Source organism: Brevibacillus dissolubilis (genome assembly GCF_006170445.1).
In the GTDB taxonomy this organism is placed as follows: Bacteria; Bacillota; Bacilli; order Brevibacillales; family Brevibacillaceae; genus Brevibacillus_B; species Brevibacillus_B dissolubilis.
Genome location: NZ_VCNA01000009.1, coordinates 209,874 through 227,592, shown reverse-complemented (window position 1 = coordinate 227,592; position 17,719 = coordinate 209,874). Strand labels below are relative to the sequence as shown.

At 50.0% G+C, this 17,719-nt stretch carries 19 protein-coding genes and 1 tRNA gene; 19 read left to right on the top strand and 1 reads right to left on the bottom strand.

The window, feature by feature from the left end; translation table 11 throughout:
- Positions 1 to 8 precede the first annotated feature (8 nt).
- From coaE to FGI41_RS17765, 5 genes are all read left to right on the top strand, one after another.
- Positions 9 to 611 (top strand): dephospho-CoA kinase, encoded by a 603-nt coding sequence (coaE, locus tag FGI41_RS17785; RefSeq protein WP_139491687.1) that lies wholly within the window; start codon positions 9 to 11, stop codon positions 609 to 611.
- Complete coding sequence (locus tag FGI41_RS17780; protein WP_139491686.1) at positions 608 to 1,171, top strand: lytic transglycosylase domain-containing protein; 564 nt, start codon at positions 608 to 610, stop codon at positions 1,169 to 1,171. The genes coaE and FGI41_RS17780 overlap by 4 nt, the downstream gene beginning before the upstream one ends.
- Before the next feature lie 156 nt (positions 1,172 to 1,327).
- A complete protein-coding gene (locus tag FGI41_RS17775) occupies positions 1,328 to 1,984 on the top strand; it encodes a DUF3990 domain-containing protein (protein WP_139491685.1) in 657 nt (218 codons plus the stop codon).
- Complete coding sequence (locus FGI41_RS17770) at positions 1,965 to 2,306, top strand: hypothetical protein (protein ID WP_139491684.1); 342 nt, start codon at positions 1,965 to 1,967, stop codon at positions 2,304 to 2,306. Before FGI41_RS17775 ends, FGI41_RS17770 begins: the two co-directional genes overlap by 20 nt.
- A 215-nt stretch (positions 2,307 to 2,521) precedes the next feature.
- Complete coding sequence (locus FGI41_RS17765; protein WP_139491683.1) at positions 2,522 to 3,568, top strand: glyceraldehyde-3-phosphate dehydrogenase; 1,047 nt, start codon at positions 2,522 to 2,524, stop codon at positions 3,566 to 3,568.
- Between the two features lie 200 nt (positions 3,569 to 3,768).
- Here FGI41_RS17765 and FGI41_RS17760 read toward each other — a convergent pair whose 3' ends face one another.
- Positions 3,769 to 4,887 carry an HD-GYP domain-containing protein gene (locus tag FGI41_RS17760; protein ID WP_139491682.1) on the bottom strand — a complete coding sequence of 373 codons (1,119 nt, stop codon included), beginning with the start codon at positions 4,885 to 4,887 and terminating at the stop codon, positions 3,769 to 3,771.
- Positions 4,888 to 5,033: 146 nt separating this feature from the next.
- Here FGI41_RS17760 and nrdR point away from each other — a divergent pair, with 146 nt between their 5' ends.
- The 14 genes from nrdR (at position 5,034) to FGI41_RS17690 (ending at position 17,592) form a co-directional block, all read left to right on the top strand.
- Positions 5,034 to 5,543 carry a transcriptional regulator NrdR gene (nrdR, locus tag FGI41_RS17755; RefSeq protein ID WP_139491681.1) on the top strand — a complete coding sequence of 170 codons (510 nt, stop codon included), beginning with the start codon at positions 5,034 to 5,036 and terminating at the stop codon, positions 5,541 to 5,543.
- 3 nt (positions 5,544 to 5,546) lie between these two features.
- Complete coding sequence (locus FGI41_RS17750) at positions 5,547 to 7,244, top strand: ABC transporter substrate-binding protein (protein WP_139491680.1); 1,698 nt, start codon at positions 5,547 to 5,549, stop codon at positions 7,242 to 7,244.
- Positions 7,245 to 7,349: 105 nt separating this feature from the next.
- Entirely contained in the window at positions 7,350 to 8,855 is a 1,506-nt protein-coding gene (locus FGI41_RS17745) for a DnaD domain protein (protein ID WP_139491679.1), read from the top strand.
- A complete protein-coding gene (gene dnaI, locus FGI41_RS17740; RefSeq protein WP_139491678.1) occupies positions 8,842 to 9,783 on the top strand; it encodes a primosomal protein DnaI in 942 nt (313 codons plus the stop codon). The genes FGI41_RS17745 and dnaI overlap by 14 nt, the downstream gene beginning before the upstream one ends.
- A gap of 75 nt (positions 9,784 to 9,858) precedes the next feature.
- The gene (locus FGI41_RS17735) at positions 9,859 to 10,806 is read left to right on the top strand and encodes an aminoglycoside adenylyltransferase domain-containing protein (RefSeq protein ID WP_176560334.1); all 948 of its coding nucleotides are present in this window, start codon (positions 9,859 to 9,861) and stop codon (positions 10,804 to 10,806) included.
- A gap of 73 nt (positions 10,807 to 10,879) precedes the next feature.
- Positions 10,880 to 10,955, top strand: a tRNA-Ala gene (locus FGI41_RS17730).
- A 281-nt stretch (positions 10,956 to 11,236) separates the two neighbouring features.
- Positions 11,237 to 11,608 carry a hypothetical protein gene (locus FGI41_RS17725; RefSeq protein WP_139491676.1) on the top strand — a complete coding sequence of 124 codons (372 nt, stop codon included), beginning with the start codon at positions 11,237 to 11,239 and terminating at the stop codon, positions 11,606 to 11,608.
- Positions 11,609 to 11,987: 379 nt separating this feature from the next.
- On the top strand, positions 11,988 to 12,713 hold the full coding sequence (locus FGI41_RS17720) for an alpha/beta fold hydrolase (RefSeq protein ID WP_176560333.1): 726 nt from the start codon (positions 11,988 to 11,990) through the stop codon (positions 12,711 to 12,713).
- Positions 12,714 to 12,864: 151 nt separating this feature from the next.
- Positions 12,865 to 13,275, top strand: a complete 411-nt coding sequence (locus tag FGI41_RS17715) for a lectin (RefSeq protein WP_139491674.1) — start codon at positions 12,865 to 12,867, stop codon at positions 13,273 to 13,275.
- Between the two features lie 238 nt (positions 13,276 to 13,513).
- Positions 13,514 to 14,239 (top strand): alpha/beta hydrolase family protein, encoded by a 726-nt coding sequence (locus FGI41_RS17710; protein ID WP_176560332.1) that lies wholly within the window; start codon positions 13,514 to 13,516, stop codon positions 14,237 to 14,239.
- A gap of 23 nt (positions 14,240 to 14,262) precedes the next feature.
- Positions 14,263 to 14,919, top strand: coding sequence for a 5,6-dimethylbenzimidazole synthase (gene bluB / locus FGI41_RS17705; RefSeq protein WP_139491672.1), 657 nt, complete (start codon positions 14,263 to 14,265; stop codon positions 14,917 to 14,919).
- A 75-nt stretch (positions 14,920 to 14,994) separates the two neighbouring features.
- Positions 14,995 to 15,282, top strand: coding sequence for a hypothetical protein (locus FGI41_RS17700; protein ID WP_139491671.1), 288 nt, complete (start codon positions 14,995 to 14,997; stop codon positions 15,280 to 15,282).
- A 142-nt stretch (positions 15,283 to 15,424) separates the two neighbouring features.
- Positions 15,425 to 15,952: an ACT domain-containing protein gene (locus FGI41_RS17695; RefSeq protein ID WP_139491670.1), complete on the top strand. Its 528-nt coding sequence runs from the start codon at positions 15,425 to 15,427 to the stop codon at positions 15,950 to 15,952.
- 137 nt (positions 15,953 to 16,089) lie between these two features.
- Positions 16,090 to 17,592, top strand: coding sequence for a methyl-accepting chemotaxis protein (locus tag FGI41_RS17690; protein WP_139491669.1), 1,503 nt, complete (start codon positions 16,090 to 16,092; stop codon positions 17,590 to 17,592).
- Positions 17,593 to 17,719: the final 127 nt, after the last annotated feature.

Below are 17,719 nucleotides of genomic sequence, written 5' to 3'. Positions count from 1 at the left end.
GAACCAGCATGATTCTTGGACTGACCGGCGGTATCGCCACAGGGAAAAGCACCGTTTCCAACATGCTGCGGGAACGCGGTCTCACGGTTGTCGACGCAGATCTGATCGCCCGTCAAGTCGTCGAACCGGGACAGCCTGCCTACGAGGGAGTGGTTCGCCACTTCGGTACAGAGATACTTGCCCCAGACGGCACGCTTGACCGCAAAAAGCTGGGGGACATCGTTTTTACCAATGAACAGGAGCGGCAGACGCTCAACTCGATCCTGCATCCAGAGATTCGCCGCGTGATGCGTGAGCAGGCAGAAAACGCGCTCTCCGCAGGTGAAAAGCTCGTGATTATGGACATCCCCCTCCTGTTTGAAAGCAAGCTTGAATTCATGGTGAATCAGATCGCTGTTGTCTACGTGCCGCGCGAGACCCAGCTGACCCGCCTGATGAAACGGGATGATTTCACCGAGGAACAAGCCATCGCCCGTCTCAACGCCCAGTTGCCGATCGACGAGAAAAAAGCCAAGGCCAACTACGTCATCGACAACACGGGTACCATTGAAGAGACACGGCAGCAAGTGGATGAGCTTCTCGACACCCTGCTCAAGGAGTCGGCCCGATGAGGTCACAGAAATCTGCGTGGGTGATTCTTGCCATGCTGATGGCTGTCTTCTTTTTGATTAATACGCCCTTCGTCTGGAAGTGGATGTATCCGATCAAATACCAGTCCGAGATCCAAGCAGCGTCGGCCCGCTTTGAGGTCGATCCGCATCTGGTGCTCGCTGTGATCCGGACAGAGAGTGCTTTTCGGGACAATCTCGTCTCCAAAAAAGGCGCGGTAGGCCTCATGCAGCTCATGCCGGACACCGCCGTCTGGGTCAAGGCACAGGAGAGCTTCCAAAGTCTGTCCAATCCAGATCTGAGCGAGCCGATCATGAACATCGACATGGGTACCTGGTATCTTTCCTTCCTCATCAAAATGTTCAACGGCAACCAAACCCTCGCCATCGCCGCCTACAACGCAGGCCCCGGCAATGTCACAGAATGGCTTGCCCGAGGTCAGTGGGACGGCAGCCGCGAGCGGATCGAGGATATCCCATATGGCGAGACCCGGCACTATGTGCAGCGGGTGCTGTATTATCAGGACCGGTATAGTAAGATTTATGATGAGCAGCTGGAGTAATCGAGACGAAGGAAGAGCATATGCACGGTCAAAGAGGTATCTGGGAGCATTCCTGGGTGCCTCTTTTTTGTGCCAATATCACGAGAAATCGTGTTTTTTTGTCCCAAATCCATCAGGTATGCTGGTGCAAAAGAGTTACTGCGGAGGGAGGGATACATGATGTCCGTAGATGCACCCGTTATTATTTTTCCTGAATGGGTCTATCATGGAACGGTAACAAGTACATGTGACAGTTTCAAAAGACTGCTCATCAATCAGGAGAATCCATCATTCTGGCCTGTGGACAAAGACTTTGGCAGAGGTTTCTATACGACCATAGATGTGGAGCAGGCCAAGCGATGGGCGATGAAGCGTGCTGATGAACAGGATGACGATGCCCTTGTGTTAAAAATAAACTGTCGGCATGTCAACATCACTCCTGATATCAACATTCGCCATCTTGTTTTTCTCGGTCCGAGTTTGGAGTGGAGCACATTCATTCTGTACAACCGAACCAACTCGGCGCAGAAGAGGCATCAAGTGAGTGATGTATCATTTCCAGGAACGTCTGTCCATGCTGATGTCATCACTGGTCCAATGGCAGATAATGATGTAGGCGCTATTCTTAACCGATTTCCAAAAGATCAAATTCCTCTTCATTGGTTTTATGATGAGATTACGAAAAGTAAAGCAGGTCTTCAGTTAGTTGGCTTGGATTTGGGAAACCAGATTGTGTTCAGTAACTTGGATATGGCCCAACAGATTTTATACTTAGATGGAGCCTACAAATTCGAGAGAGGAAAGTGGGTTTATTATGACAGAAAAGAACTGTGAGATGGAACATCTGGACGATTACGAAGATGCAATCGCGGAAGCCTTGGCAGATCAATACGGATACAGTCAGAATACAGCGTATCAACACGTCATGAGTTATCGGGAGGTACTCCGTCTGCTGGACAGATATGATAGTCCAGAGTACCGCGCGGGTAATATCCACAACGCAATCATCAAAAATCTCACACCAGCCCAATGGGTCAGCAACATCCATAAACGCCGCGGTTACAGGACAAGAGAGCGTAGCCTAGAAACAACAGGGCGTTCCAACCATCCCGCGTTTAAGCGAGGCAAAACAGCCATCGTCAGACGTTCGAGATAACCACCTATACCAGCTGAAAAACACATGGACATTCGTTCCGTGTGTTTTTTATTTTTACTCCATTTGCATGGTCCATGCACCATTTTATCCCATCACATTTGTCCAAATTTTTATTTTTTAGTAAAACACATTGATAATTGTGCCATACTTATTATAATAAGAGTATGAGATATTCGTAAAAAGCGTAACTCAATTATGGGAAGGGGAAAATTAATATGACAATTAAAATCGGGATCAATGGATTTGGACGAATCGGGCGCATGGTGTTCCGCCGTGCCATCCAAGACCCTAACATCGAGATCGTGGCGATCAATGCGAGCTATGCCCCTGAAACCCTTGCTCACCTGCTGAAGTATGATTCCATTCATGGCCGCATGAACAATACCGTAGAGGTTGTTGATAATAAAATCGTGGTAGATGGCAAACCGACGATTGTTCTGTCTGACCGTAATCCGCTTAACCTTCCGTGGGGCGAGCTTGGTGTTGAGATTGTCGTAGAAGCAACCGGCAAGTTCAAAGATCATGAAGGCGCTTCCAAGCATCTCCAAGCCGGTGCGAAAAAAGTAGTCATCACTGCACCGGGTAAAGATGAAGACGCTACCATCGTCATCGGCGTAAACGAAGAACAATACGACCACGCCAACCACCACATCGTCTCCAACGCATCCTGCACCACCAACTGCTTGGCTCCAGTGGCCAAAGTGCTCAACGACGCATTCGGTATCGAGCATGGCTTGATGACCACCATCCACTCCTACACCAACGACCAGGTCAACTTGGACAATCCACACAAAGACCTGCGCCGTGCCCGCGCCTGCGGTCAGTCGATCATCCCGACCACAACTGGTGCAGCCCGTGCAGTAGGTAAAGTATTGCCAGAATTGAACGGCAAGCTCAACGGTTTTTCCCTGCGTGTACCAACTCCTAACGTATCCGTAGTCGACCTCGTGGTGAACGTAAGCAAATCCGTCACGCTCGAAGAAGTCAACCGCGTACTGAAGGAAGCGGCACAAGGCTCCATGAAAGGCATCATCGAATTCTGCGAAGAGCCACTCGTATCCACCGACTTCAACGGCAATGACCATTCTTCCATCGTAGACGGTCTCTCCACCATGGTGATGGGCGACAAGCAGATCAAGGTCATCGCTTGGTACGACAACGAGTGGGGCTACTCCTGCCGCGTTGTAGACCTCGTGCGTCACGTATCCGACCTGCACAATGCAGCAGCTGTGCAAGCAGAAGAGATCGTTACCACGGTCTAATCCGTATTATCGAAGAGCATAGAATAAAAAAATATAAAAAAAGATGAAAAAAACCCTCCAGATGTTGAAACGAATCTGGAGGGTTTTTCGTCGAATAGGCGGAGAGTAATTTTTCATTGTTAAATCTAGCCCTATGAAAAGGCCCGGCTGTATCTACTACAGCCGGGCTTTTCATGTGCAGACAGTTGATTCGATTCGGTTTATTTGCCAAATCCACTGACAGTGAACAGAGATTCATCCTCGAAGCCTGCGATGAATGCCTTCAGGTCTTGACGCAGATCCAGCTCATATGGCATGGAGATGTCGTTGCCGCGTCCGTCTTTTAAGATCCGCACTACAGGACGATGAGCAATCGACGGATCGACCCGGCAGACGACACCTACCTCGCCGGTGTTCATCACGATACTCGTGCCAAGCGGGAAGACCGCGATATGCTTGCGGAACGCATCCACAAGGCGAAGCGAGAACTTGGTGTCGCCCGTGCCGAGGAGATATTCCAGCGCGTCTTGCGGCATGAAACGCTTGCGCCACGGACGCGGTGTGGTCAGAGAATCATATACATCGCATATTCCCACGATTTGCGCATATTCATGAATTTGAGAGCCGGACAGCCCCTGCGGATACCCACTGCCGTCCAGACGCTCATGGTGCTGGAACGCGACATGTGCTGTAAGCAGAGAGAGGTCATGCTGTTTGCGCAAAAGATCGAAGCCGAGGCGTGTGTGCATTTTAGCTGTCTCGATCTCATTGGGGTTCCAGCGGTGTGTTTTTTCGAACATCTCTGGGGGTAAGAGCACTTTCCCCACATCATGCAGCATCGCGCCGATCCCAAGCTCTGTCAGCTGCTGGCGGTTGTAGCCAAGCGACATCCCGACTGCGGTGGCCATGACGGCGACGTTGACACTGTGATGATACATCATCCCTGAAGTGGAGGAGATACTGATTAAGTGAATCATGACATTCGGATTTTCCATCAGGTCCTCAAGAATCTCATGGAATGCTTTTTGAAAGAGAAGTCCCATATCTTTAACCGACACACGGCGTGTCAGCTTGTTCGAGTTGGTAATCTGCTTCACTGCTTTTTGGATGGCTTCGACCGCTTTACGTCTGGTCTCCGGACGAATGACGTCTTGGACAATGATATCTTCGGTGTGAGGGTCATCGATGTAGATGGAGTCCACGCCGGATTTGCGTAAGCCTTGGATCAGCCGTTCATCCAGAACGACTCCCAGACCAAGCAATACCTTCCCGTCCTCTGTGAGTACGGTCTGGCCCATCTTCATTCCGGGTTCTGCCTGTGTTACGGAGATAAAGCGCATAATGATGTTTCCCCTTTCGTTGCGCACTAACATTATTGTAGAAGTACACATTTCAAAAAGAAATAGGTAGTTGGATTTGAACTTGACTAGAAGAAATAGATGAGGGACACTAGAAAAAAAGGTTGGACAAACTTGGAGATGATGCTATGCGCTGCCCTTTTTGCGAATTTAATGGGACTCGGGTACTAGACTCTCGTCCGTTTAACAATAACAAATCGATCCGTCGCCGCCGCGAGTGCGAAGAATGCAGCCGCCGTTTTACCACGTTTGAGATGGTGGAGGAGACTCCGCTCTTGATCGTGAAGAAGGACGGCGTACGGGAAGAATTTAACCGGGATAAAATTCTGCGCGGTTTGATCCGTGCATGTGAAAAACGTCCTGTTGCACTGGCCACGCTCGAAAACGTTGTGAACGAAATCGAAAAAGAGCTCCGTTCCAGCGCGCGCTCCGAAATACCGAGCAAAGACGTGGGAGAATTAGTGATGGAGCGGTTATACTACATAGATGAAGTGGCCTATGTCCGCTTTGCTTCCGTCTACCGGCAATTTAAAGATATCAATGTGTTCATGCGAGAATTGGAAGACTTACTCGCCCAGGCCCGACTCAAAGGGATCGAGGGTGTGCCAAAATCCAACGACACGGGAGGAGACGAGTAATCCATGTGTAGAGGGTCGCTGTCCAAGATTATGCTATGTATCGTAATGGTAAGTATGATCATTCTGACGGGATGCACCGATGAAGGACAGCCAGAACCCAACTCATCCACCACTGCCGATTCCACAATCACGACTCAGCAAAATCAAAACCCGCAAGCCACATCGCCTGACACTGCCGCCACACAAGGCCGGGAGCTGGTCATCGGTTCCCCTGTCGCACTGCCGGCACTCGATCCGCTCGGACTGTCCAAGCAAGAGCCGCTTTTGACCGACTATGAGCGGTTTACGTATCACAGTCTGTTTACCCTGCATGAGAATGGGTTGTTAGCGCCAGAGCTTGCCTTTGACTCGCAGATCCATTCCGAGGCCAATCCCCCGTCGCTCACACTCACTCTGCGCAACGGAGCGAAGTGGTCAGACGGTCAGCCTGTGACGCTCGATGACATCGCGTTTACCTATCAGCTGTATGCCAGAACCGACTACTATGGTGTCTGGAAAACAGGCATTCATCTGTTGCAGGGAGTCTCAGAGTACCGTAAAGGCAAAACCCCGGATATCTCCGGGATCAAGCTGGACGCGGCAAAAGGAACGGCTACGTTTACATTTACCCGCTCCGATGCCAGTTCAATCCAGATTTTTACCGCTCCATTATTGCCTAAGCATCAGCTGGACGGAAAAAATCTGGCCCAGATCGCCGACCTCGCCAAACAAGGCTCTCTTATCGGCGCAGGACCGTTTCAAGTCAAGTCGTGGGGGCAGCAGGACGCTCAGTTTATCGCTAACCCCAACTATTATCATGGACAGCCGCAGCTTGCTTCTGTCCGCATCGTACCGGTCGCAGAAGACCGCGTCGCCGAGGAGATCAGACAAGGACGCATTCATGTAACCGCTGTCTCCCCTGATCTGGCAAGCCAACTGGCATCTGGGACTCAAGGCGCACATGTTCAGACCAGTGCGGGGAGCGGCTATCATTATCTCGGCTTCAACACACAAAGTGATAAAGTGAAGGATCGCGCTATCCGCCAAGCATTGGCGCAGGCGGTTCCTGTCGGGGAGATCGCAAAGACAGCCTTCCATGGTTTTGCTGTACCAGTCAAAAGTCCTATTTCTTCTCCATCCATTTTCTATAAAGCGGGAAATTTTCCTGCCTATGATTTACAATTTGCACAAAAAATTCTTGTTGATAAAGGCTATACCCAAGAAAAGCCGCTTGCTTTGACACTGGTCTATCCAGGAGATAACCCAGTCCGGGAGCGGATTTTGGATGCTGTCCTCCAATCGTGGAAGGCGCTACCCGTCCAGATCGAGCGAAAAGCTCTGCCCCCTGCTGAGTTCACGGCCTATCTGTTCGGCGGTCAGCCCGCAGATCTCTTTCTCTATGCGTGGAAGTACCCGCAAGATCCAAGTGAACTTCGCGAGATGTGGCACAGTCAGGAAAAAGTAGGCGAGCTGGGCCTCAATGCATCCCGCTACCACAATCCCAAAGCAGATACGCTGCTCGACCAAGGCAAGTCTACCCTTGCGACCAAGATCCGCCAAGGCTACTATGCACAGTGGCAGGAGCTGTGGGCTGCTGACCTGCCGATATTGCCGCTTGTGGAAATCCAGGAAACCTATTATGTATCTGATCAGGTAAACGGGATGAAAGACAAGGCGGGCCAGAATCCTTACGAGAATGTGAATGAGTGGACACTGCGGTAAGTTTTTCGGGAATGCTTCCCAGCCAAACCTTCCTATACTGTTCATGGCTCCTGACATGGTATAATACAAGGACGAGATTTTTAGTCAGGAAGGAACATTCAACTTATGCGAGTGGTTTGGAACGAGCTTACCCCCAATGACCGTTACCTCGTCCGAATGATAAGACCGATTAGTATAGCGGAGATGGGTTATGCAACTCATCTCTATTTACCTTTAATAGGCGTGGCCTCTTATGCACTCTACCAATTGTTAATTCATGAGGTGGACGAGCGCAGTACTGCCGCTTCCGAAGGGACACACCGCAGTCTGATGATGATGACCTCCCTTTCGTTGGACCGTCTGATCGCCTGCCGTGAGCGTCTGGAAGCGATGGGGCTTTTGGAAGTGAGACGACGTGAGAATCGTGACCGCGATTACTTTTTTGAATATACATTAAAGCCGCCTCTGTCACCGTATCAATTCTTCCAGGAGGATATCTGGCCGGTCATGCTGCTCAACCAAGTAGGCAAGCCCAAATACGAGCAGATCCGCCGCCGATATGCCGACCACCTGCATCACAATCTGGCCGAGGAGTACCCTTACGAGGAGAACATCACCAAGCGCTTCTATGAGGTGTATCACACGCTGAGTGCGTCTGAGGTGGATGTGCGCCCCGGTTCGGAGACCGACCAATTTTTCCATCAGATGCAGACCCAGTATCCACTCCCTGTGCAGGATACCCAGTACGAAGTGGATGCCGCGCCTACACTTGATTTATCCTTTATCCGCTTGAATGTGCCGTCCCACGTACAGGTAGGCGATGTGATGAATACGGAAAATATTGAGTTTTTCTACAAGCTGATGAGCTTCTATCATCTGAACAGCTGGCTCTTGGGTCAGGAGCTGTCCGACTGGAGTCTGTATCGTACCAATGGTGAGCTGGACAAGGATGCTCTCCGCAAGCGGCTGGTTCAGCGCTATCTGGATGAGAAGCTCAACCGCCAGTCGTTCGTACAGGAGTCAGAGGAGCTGGCCCCTGGGAACTTACCGGCAGCAGGATCTGCTACCTTCACCAAAGTATGCCGCCAGTATTCGCCGCTCTCCCTACTGGAGCAAGCCTTCGGCGGACGGATCGGCAAGGTGAATGTGGAACGCGCGGAGACGCTCTTTTTCGCATCGGGTCTGACTCCTGAGGTCGTGAATGCGCTCCTGCTCAACACCCTGCGTGACACCAACATGGAGCTGCCCAAGGCCTACATCGAGACCGTCCGCGACAACTGGAAAGCGAAGAAGGTCAGCACGGTCGACGAAGCCGTCCAGGTCATTCTGGAGCGAGCCGAAGCCAAGCAGCAGGCAGCCGCTCAGTCAGCACCAGCGGCCATGTCTGCGTCTGGCAGCAGTGCGAAAACCCCGCGACGGGGCAAAGGAAACCGCTTCGTGATCGAAGACGAGCTCCCGATGGCCGTCAAGCGCCAGATGGAGCTAGAGAAGGAAGAAGAGGCCCTGAAGGAATCGGGTCAGCACATAGAGAAACCTAAGAAAACCGTAATGGACGACCCAGAGCTCAAAGCCCTGTACGAATCGCTCATGAAGTCAAGGAAAGGGGGACGGACGATAGATGAATCCAATTAATCAGTTACTTGTCGATATCGCCAAACGGACACCGCGCAATGTACTCACACCAGACGAGCAGTTAGACAAAATGCTGCGTTCGTCAACGTTACTCAAAAAATTTCAACGAGAACATCCGGAAGTAACTCGTGATGATTATCTTCGTGCCCTCTCGACGGTGTATGGAGCGGTCAAGGAGCATTACTTCTGTGAGAAATGTCCCGGTCTTGAAAAATGCCCTAATCTTGTGAAGGGTCACTATACAGAGTTACATCTGGCGAACCGCCAAATCGTCGGAAGCATCGCCGAGTGCGACCTGAGTCTGGCACAGGAAGACAAGCGACGTACCCAGCGCCTGATGCGCAGCTACTACATTGCCGAAGAGACGCTTGCGGCCAGCTTCCAAGAGATGGTCGTCGACGAGGACAACGGGGATGCTGTCAAAGCCGCCCTGCGCTTCTGCAACACCTTTGACCCGAAAAAGCCAAGCGCCAAGGGAATCTACCTCTACGGCGGCTTCGGTGCGGGCAAAAGCTATATCATGGGTGCCATCGCCCGTGAGCTTTCCCATAAAAATGTAGCTTCACTCATGGTCTATGTCCCAGATTTCATCCGTGAGATCAAAGAGTCCTTAGGCGACAACAGCTACACCAACAAGCTCAACGTTCTCAAAGACGTCCAAGTCCTGATCCTCGATGACATCGGGGCCGAGACCGTCACCCCGTGGGTTCGTGACGAAGTGCTGGGGGTAATCCTGCATCACCGTGTCAACAACAACCTCCCGACGCTCTACACGTCCAACTACTCGTTCGAAGAGCTGGAAGGCCACTTGTCGATCAGTGGTGCCAACCGGATCGAGAACACCAAAGCCTCCCGCATTTTGGAGCGGATTCGTCATTATGTAGATGCTTTCTATATGGATGGGAAAAATAGAAGAAGAGCCCTGTAGCCCTAAGGCTGCGGGGCTTTGTCTCACCCCAGCCGCCTTCCTGCACCTCCACAACCTCACAGAAGGATGAACAAGATGCCGACCTTATCCAATCAGCACGTCCAACGAGTGGTGAGCTCGTTCACCCATCAACTGCATAACCTGTTCGGTGCCAACCTGCTCGGCTTCTATCTGTACGGTTCCGTCTCCCTCGGTGCTTATGAAGAAGGCATCAGCGACATCGATTTCCTCGCAGTGCTGGCCCAAGAGATGACCCCGCTCCAGCTGATCAAGCTCCGCCGTGCCTATCAGACCGCGTGTGAAAAAGACGCACTGGCGAAGACCTTCGAGGGGAACTTCATCCTACAAAATAAACTCTTCCTCGATAACACGGTGCCCTGTCCGCAGGTGTATGATGGAGCTTTTCATGTAGCGGCTCCACGGGATTGGAATGCGGTGACGCTGTATAATCTCTATCATCATGGCTTGTCGGTCAAAGGACCGAGCCCGAAAAGCCTGCTGACACCTGTCACCGAGCGCGACCTGATCAAGACGATGCTGGGCAATCTCTTGTATCTGGAGCAGCGTATGCCGTATTATGCGCAGCATTCGCTGGAGTATCAGGTGTTCGGTGTGCTGACGCTGTGCCGGATTCTGTATACGGTGGAGACGGGGAAGATTACGAGCAAAAGGCAGGCGGCGGAGTATGTGTTGGGGAAGGGTGAGATCGTCGGTGTCGAACGCACTGGCACCGGATCAAATGGATTTGGATTGACAGAACCGTGGTTGGGGATTGTGCGGATGGCGTTGGCGTTATTGGATAGGGCTGTGGCAACAACCGCGTCTAAGGATATGACTAATCGGGTGAACCTCCACAGCCATAGCAGGCAAGACAAGGCTGACTTTGCTGACCAATCTGTCAATGACATACGTGCTGATTTTCCCATCAAAGACCTTGCTGATGAAGATGCCCTGGTGGCATTTGTCCGACTGGTGAAGGGTATGACCGAGGAGATCGTGGCGGGGAATAAAAAGTGGAAGTGAAAAAGGTATTGTGTTTATGGAGAGTTGTGTGCTATAATCTTTTTTGTAAGTGATGTAACGCATACAACATTTTGGGCCCTTAGCTCAGCTGGGAGAGCGCCACACTGGCAGTGTGGAGGTCGTCGGTTCGATCCCGATAGGGTCCACCAATACCAGGATAATAGAACCTCTGAGAGAAATCTCAGGGGTTTTTTGTTGTTTATAGCTACCACTAAGACTTTCGAGATCATCGTTACTATTCATGGCATTTCCATAAACCCACCATAGAGAAAACACTGTTAAGCCTCTACAATGTGAGAAGTAAGTGAAGAGCAGGAGGTAGATTCGGTGTTTTCCAAACTGATCTCGTCTATACTATCCATTACTGTTGTGTTCTTTGTAGCCATGAGCGGGACAAGCTATGCTACCGAATCGGTCAGAGTGAAAAAGAATGATAACAATAGATCTGTTGCAAGCTCAAAAAGAAGTGGATATGATCATCCCATATATTCATGGATCGACATTTGATGATCAAGCTGCCAGAAAGAATCACGTACCAGAGTACGACGTCTACTTGAACAGTTGTACCACGAAGACAATTCTCAGTATGGTTGAAAAAGGGGCATATCTAACCTCTATAGCTGCAGCTATATCAGGATTTACGGGGAATCTGCCAGCAGCTACGGCTCTTAGTATCGCAGGTGGTATGGTTGGATTGGGATCTAGTTTTGTACGTGATGCAGCAGAGGCTGGAAGAGGAGTCAAAATTAGATGGGCGAGAGCGGGTGTTCTGACCGTTCCATTTTGGGTAACCTCACAGTAATCGCCCAAAAGGAGATGTCATCCATTGAACAGCAAGAGGGCCTTACATCTATTTTATGCACTAGTCATTGTCATGGGCATAGCAGGACTTATTATTAATTTTCTAGCAGACTCTTCTAGTGCTTATTTCGCCGTTGACCGTACTTTTTCGAGAATCAATATAGCATTAACGCTGACCATGATTGCTCTTCTGATCTGGATTCAAAAGCGAAACAAAAAGAAATGACCCCACTTCATACAAAAGGAGACATCCCTAACCCACGGAGATGTCTCCTTTCCATGTTCAACAACCCTTCACCACATCCAGCACTACAATAAGTAAAAATATGGTAATATGTAAAGTGACTCACATTTTCCAAAATCCGCAAAGGAGTGACCATATGAGTACATACGTCTTGGTTCACGGAGCCTTTCATGGAGCATGGTGTTGGCAAAAAGTGGTTCCACTGCTGGAAGCGGCCGGTCATCAGGTAATCGCTGTCGATCTTCCTAGCCACGGTGAGGATCAGACACCGCCATCCGAGGTGACGCTAAAGGACTACACCAATCGGGTATGCAGCGTGCTAGATGAACAGACAGAAAAAGTGATCCTCGTCGGGCACAGCTTCGGTGGTCTGGTCATTTCACAAGTAGCTGAGTACCGCCCGGACAAAATTCAGACGCTCGTCTATCTCGCCGCCATTCTTCCGATGAATAATCAAAACATGATGGTCATCAGTGAGGCTTATCAGATGTCACCTTTGCCGCTTCTGTTCAGTCCTGATATGACGTATGCCCACCTCGATCAAACGTGTGTAACCGAGCATTTCTACGGTGAATGTACGGAAGCAGATGCGACTGAAGCCAAATCCAGGCTGGGTCACCAACCATTAGCCCCTTTTATGGCGCCTGTTTCTCTGACGGAAGAGCGTTTTGACAGCGTACCTCGTATGTATATCGAGACGACGAAAGACAACTCGCTGACCGTTGAAGTCCAACGACAAATGCAGAGCCATACCCCTTGTCAGCAAGTCTTTACGATGGATACCGATCATTCTCCATTTCTGTCGCAACCAGAGTTACTGGTATCCAATCTAGAATCGGTAGCACAAAAGGTAGCTCCCTAAGCAAGTTTTATGCGAATACGCGAAGAGGTCTGACTTTTCCAATAAGTTCAGACTTTTCTATTATCTTATCGCTTAAAATAAAAATATTTACATTTTAAACAAATATAGTAGAATGGTGTTTGTGTCTTTATTTTGAATTTGGAGGTAAATTATGAAAAAGCTACTAAGTCTTTTGATTATTCCATTCTTCTTATTCGCGTTCAGTTCTTCAAGTTTTGCCGCAGCAAATGAAAATATCCTCAGACCGGGAGAATTCCTGTGGAAGTATGATGCATTGGTCTCCAATAACGGCAAATACGCGCTGTTTATCGCCAATGGTGACTTGGTGCTGGTAAGTATCGACGGTAGAACCCTATGGCATACAGGTACTGCGGGAACCAGCACCAGTGGTTTATACATGACGCCGGATGGGGACTGCCAACTTATTTGGTTTGACACTTACCTGTTTCACACAAATACCGCAGGGCATCCTGGCGCGTTTCTTGTTGTTCAAGATGATGGGAATCTGGTTGTATACACGCCAGAGGGAGTTCCGCTCTGGAATTCAGGTACGTGGGAATAGCAACGCTTGTGGGAAGGAGGTTCTTCCCTATGGAGGATCACCGATTTCGGTGGTCCTTTTTCTGTATTCCGATTGCTCCAATCGCTATGTGAATATGAACCATTTTGCGTTATCATAAGGGATAATATTCAGACACGAAGGCACGCACAGTTATACGCAGATCGGTTAACTTACATAACGGAAAAGGGTGGGACAAATGAGGACAGTTACATGTACGAACTCACGTGGACTGCGCTTGGTGGGAAACTTGTATCCAGCCGATTCTCAGGCGATCATCATCATGTGCCACGGCTTCACCTCAGACAAATCATCCAAAGGGCGGTTCGATCGCTTCGCCGCGCGGTATCAGCAGTTGGGATACAATGCGCTTGCCTTTGATTTCAGCGGCTGCGGGGAGAGCGACGATGACAGGTTGACACTGTCGAAGCTGGTGGATGATCTACATGCCGCCATCGCTTTTGCGAAGTCCCAGGGTTTTACCCGGATCGCGCTGCACGGTCACAGCTTGGGCAGTCGGGTCTGTCTGGAAGCGTATACCCCCGAGATTATCACGATGGTGTTGTCCGGGGCGGGCACGGGGCCTGTTGAATACAACTGGCACGAGATCTACACACCAGAGCAGATGCGGGAGTTGGAGGAGAAGGGGTACATCACCGACTTCAAAGCGGAAGGCCCGAGAAAAGCGGTCATAGTCGATCGGCAGATGCTTCTGGATTTTGCGAATTTCAGCCAAGAGGAACTACTAAAGAAAGTGACCTGTCCTGTGCTGCTGATCCACGGCAATCAGGGAGCGGAGGAGAAACTGCTCTCAGAGATCACGAAGCAGGGAATAAAATGGCTCTCGGCTGATTCGCGTCTGGAGATCATCGACGGGGCGCAGCACAGCTTCATGGAGCATCTGCCGATCGTAGAGCGATTGGCGACAGATTGGCTGGAGAAACATGTTCCACTGGGAAAAGAGTAGGGGATAGAAAAGGGGAATCAGTCATGCTTCACTTCACACCAGAACAACGCGAAGGCGTCTACAAAGCGATCCACGGGCGCAGGGATATCCGCAGTTTTCTCACTGATCCTGTGCCGCATGACGCTCTGATGCGAATCATCGAGGCGGGGCACCATGCTCCGTCTGTTGGCTTTATGCAGCCGTGGAATTTTATCATCATCCGCGACCAGGAGATCAAGAACCGCTTGGCCTATGCAGCCGACAAGGAGCGCAGGGCTCTTGCGATTCATTATGAAGAGACAGAGCGCCAGCTTACTTTTCTCGATCTCAAGATAGAGGGCTTGCGGGAAGCGCCTGTCACCATTTGTGTCACCTGTGATCCGACGCGGGGAGGCTCGCATGTGCTGGGGCGTAACTCGATTCCGGAGACAGACGTCCTCTCCGTCGCCTGCGCGATCCAGAACATGTGGCTGGCTGCTTGTGCAGAAGGTCTGGCGATGGGCTGGGTCAGCTTTTATAAAAAGGCAGATGTCCGCGATATCCTAGAGCTGCCGCCCCATATAGAGCCGGTTGCTCTGTTGTCCGTGGGGTATACCGAGCATTATCCGGACCAGCCGCTTTTGCAGCTCCATAACTGGGAGAAGCGGCGCAATCTCGATGGTCTGATTTATCAAGACCGCTGGGGACAGACCGGGGAGTAGGGTGTGCATGGGATTCCTGCTTTTGGGAAACGATCATTATAGAAAGAGTTCTGTAAAAAGCAGGAGGCCCAGATCATGGACGAGCATCAGCATTATTTTAAGTCAGTTGATCCGCAAAGCCTGACAGGAGACATCATTGACAATGAGACCGACACCTCATTTGACTTTGAGATTCTGGCCACAGCAGAGGAGCTTCGGGAGCTGCAGCAACTGTTTCATCGGAGTCATGAATCAGATCTTGGAATGGATTCGGCAAAGGCGGATGAGGCGCTCCATCATCTTTATCGGAAAATTTATCAGTTAGGCACACCTGACACTCGTCAGCGGGCAGAAAGCCTTGGTATCATTAATATTTCGCAATAAAATATGACAAGATAAGCCTCTTTTCGCAGATTTTGGCGCGAGAAGGGGCTTTTTCACGAAAAAAAATATTTGATTAATTGACGTGAAAGCGTTTTAAATATTATATGGAGAGATGCACAGATCTGAAAGGGGCGAACATGTTGTGATTGATTATACCGGACTCCGTGCATTGGGACGGCTGATACATCGATTTGAACCACAATTAGCACAAGGAACGCTGTCTGTTATGGCCCATGACCGTAGGGAAGAGGTCATCAAGGAATTGCTGGCTGGACTGTCTGAGGCCAGTCCAGATGCCAAAATCGCTGTGGAGAACAGTTCAGGAGAATATGCGAGCCACTTGGCTGTTCTGAATGTCGGCGGAAACAAATATACATTTGCGAAGGACTTTCGTGAAGTCTATATCAGTGAGATCAATTACTATTCCTGCCGGATCACGCCGGATTCCTACGGGATTTTGGTGTACCATCATGATTATCCGGGCGTGGTACATGATGTGTCCCGCATTTTGGCTGACCACCAGATCAATATTTCCAAGCTTAATGTCTCCCGTGAGCAAAAAGGAAAGAATGCCCTGCTGGTCTCCCTTACAGATGAGGAAATTACAGCCGAAACCGTCAAATTGATTGAACAATTGCCACAGGTGACAAAGGCTATTTCATTGCGTTAAACAGATAGAAACCCTGGTACAATTCGCCAGGGTTTCTGTTTTTCTAGCAGGTTTCAGTTACTAGGAACCATGGAAATATGGTATGATCACAATACTCATACTTTAATAATAATAATTACTATAGAAAGGGTGTGCCTATGATATCGCAAACTCAACGTTTTATGAATGTAATGACTTTTCTTGCAATTGTTGTTTCGTTTATCGTATACGGATTACATTCATTTGGGCTTTTGGGAAAAGATCATGATGTAGTCCATTCTACGATAGCGGTCTTGCTGACGCTTGGTGTGGCGCCGCTTTTGCTGCTGGTCACGATCATTCTGCACGCAAGAGACAGTAAGCATCCGGCAGTTCCTGTATTGACGACGCTGGCTCTGACGTTCGCCAGTATTGCCACGACGTTTGCCGGGGAAGGAATGATTGAGTATCATTTTTCGATCTTCATGGTGATTGCGATTGCTGCTTCCTATGAAGATGTCAAAATGATCGTGCTGATGACCCTGGTTTTTGCTGTACAGCATCTGGGTTCTTACTTCTTGATGCCGACGTTCGCATTTGGTCATGAGCATTACAGCTTTGCTATGGTTCTGGTTCATGCCGTGTTTTTGATCCTGACCTCAAGTGCTGTGATTGCCAACATTCTGGTAAAACGCAGAGCGATGGGCGCCCTTGAAGCAGAAAAAGAACAGAAACAAGCCCTGATTGACCAACTCATCGAGCGGATTCGCATCACCTCCAGCCATCTGACAGAGTCAGCAGAGGGTCTTGCTTCTATTACAGATGTGGCAAACCGTTCCGCCGACCAGATCAAAACGGCAACCCAACAAGTAGCGACCGGTTCAGAGACACAGGTGAAGACTGCGGTTAAGACCGTACAGGCGATGAACGAGGTGGCAGACGGGATCGAACAGATTGCCAAGACCTCCAGCACGGTTGCTGACGTATCTCTCACCTCTGCCAGACAAGCGCAGGAAGGGAATCTGCGTGTACAAAAAGCGGTACAGCAGATGGACTCTATCGGGCGTTCTGTATCGGAGTCTGTGGCAGCGATCCAGCGTCTGGACAGCCGTTCCCATGAAATCAAACAAATCCTCAACGTAATCAGCAGCATTGCACAGGAAACCAACCTGTTGGCACTTAATGCAGCGATAGAAGCAGCACGGGCAGGCGAACATGGCCGTGGCTTTGCCATTGTAGCCGATCAGGTCAGAAAATTGGCAGAGCAATCATCTGCGTCCACCACCCAAATCGCTGAGTTGATCCATCAGATTCAAGAGGATACCGGCAAATCCGTCCAAGCGATGGACAACGTCACCAGAGAAGTGAGTGACGGAACGGCAGCCGTCAAGGATTCCTCGCAGTCCTTCCATCATATCCTCTTGTCGGCTGAGCGTGTCTCCAATGATCTGCAAGAGATTACGGCCGCAACCGAAGAGATCGCGACAAGTGCCGATCAGGTGGCATCATCCGTCCAGACGATGAGCGGAATCGCCGAGGATTCCTCCAGATACATCCAAGAAGTCTCCCTAGAGTCGAATCAGCAGGCGCGATCCATGGACAAAATCACTTCGTCCGTGCGTTCTCTGACACACATGGCACGGGAGCTGGAAGATTTGATACAGCACGTTGCCAGCCGCTAACGGTGTTTCCAGTGATTTAGACTATCTTTTTAGTATAGCTAAATAGTATTCTTAGTTATGTCCTCATTTTCACTATGGAAATAGGGCATTTCTTTTCGTCTGGGGTTCATTTATTTGAACAATTTGT

Coding starts and splice junctions, on each gene's coding strand:
- FGI41_RS17750 (WP_139491680.1), top strand. CDS start 5,547: ATGTGTAGAGGGTCGCTGTCCAAGATTATGCTATGTATCGTAATGGTA.
- FGI41_RS17735 (WP_176560334.1), top strand. CDS start 9,859: ATGCCGACCTTATCCAATCAGCACGTCCAACGAGTGGTGAGCTCGTTC.
- FGI41_RS17770 (WP_139491684.1), top strand. CDS start 1,965: ATGACAGAAAAGAACTGTGAGATGGAACATCTGGACGATTACGAAGAT.
- FGI41_RS17775 (WP_139491685.1), top strand. CDS start 1,328: ATGATGTCCGTAGATGCACCCGTTATTATTTTTCCTGAATGGGTCTAT.
- FGI41_RS17720 (WP_176560333.1), top strand. CDS start 11,988: ATGAGTACATACGTCTTGGTTCACGGAGCCTTTCATGGAGCATGGTGT.
- FGI41_RS17780 (WP_139491686.1), top strand. CDS start 608: ATGAGGTCACAGAAATCTGCGTGGGTGATTCTTGCCATGCTGATGGCT.
- FGI41_RS17760 (WP_139491682.1), bottom strand. CDS start 4,887: ATGCGCTTTATCTCCGTAACACAGGCAGAACCCGGAATGAAGATGGGC.
- FGI41_RS17690 (WP_139491669.1), top strand. CDS start 16,090: ATGATATCGCAAACTCAACGTTTTATGAATGTAATGACTTTTCTTGCA.
- dnaI (WP_139491678.1), top strand. CDS start 8,842: ATGAATCCAATTAATCAGTTACTTGTCGATATCGCCAAACGGACACCG.
- nrdR (WP_139491681.1), top strand. CDS start 5,034: ATGCGCTGCCCTTTTTGCGAATTTAATGGGACTCGGGTACTAGACTCT.
- coaE (WP_139491687.1), top strand. CDS start 9: ATGATTCTTGGACTGACCGGCGGTATCGCCACAGGGAAAAGCACCGTT.
- FGI41_RS17715 (WP_139491674.1), top strand. CDS start 12,865: ATGAAAAAGCTACTAAGTCTTTTGATTATTCCATTCTTCTTATTCGCG.
- FGI41_RS17725 (WP_139491676.1), top strand. CDS start 11,237: ATGATAACAATAGATCTGTTGCAAGCTCAAAAAGAAGTGGATATGATC.
- bluB (WP_139491672.1), top strand. CDS start 14,263: ATGCTTCACTTCACACCAGAACAACGCGAAGGCGTCTACAAAGCGATC.
- FGI41_RS17765 (WP_139491683.1), top strand. CDS start 2,522: ATGACAATTAAAATCGGGATCAATGGATTTGGACGAATCGGGCGCATG.
- FGI41_RS17745 (WP_139491679.1), top strand. CDS start 7,350: ATGCGAGTGGTTTGGAACGAGCTTACCCCCAATGACCGTTACCTCGTC.
- FGI41_RS17700 (WP_139491671.1), top strand. CDS start 14,995: ATGGACGAGCATCAGCATTATTTTAAGTCAGTTGATCCGCAAAGCCTG.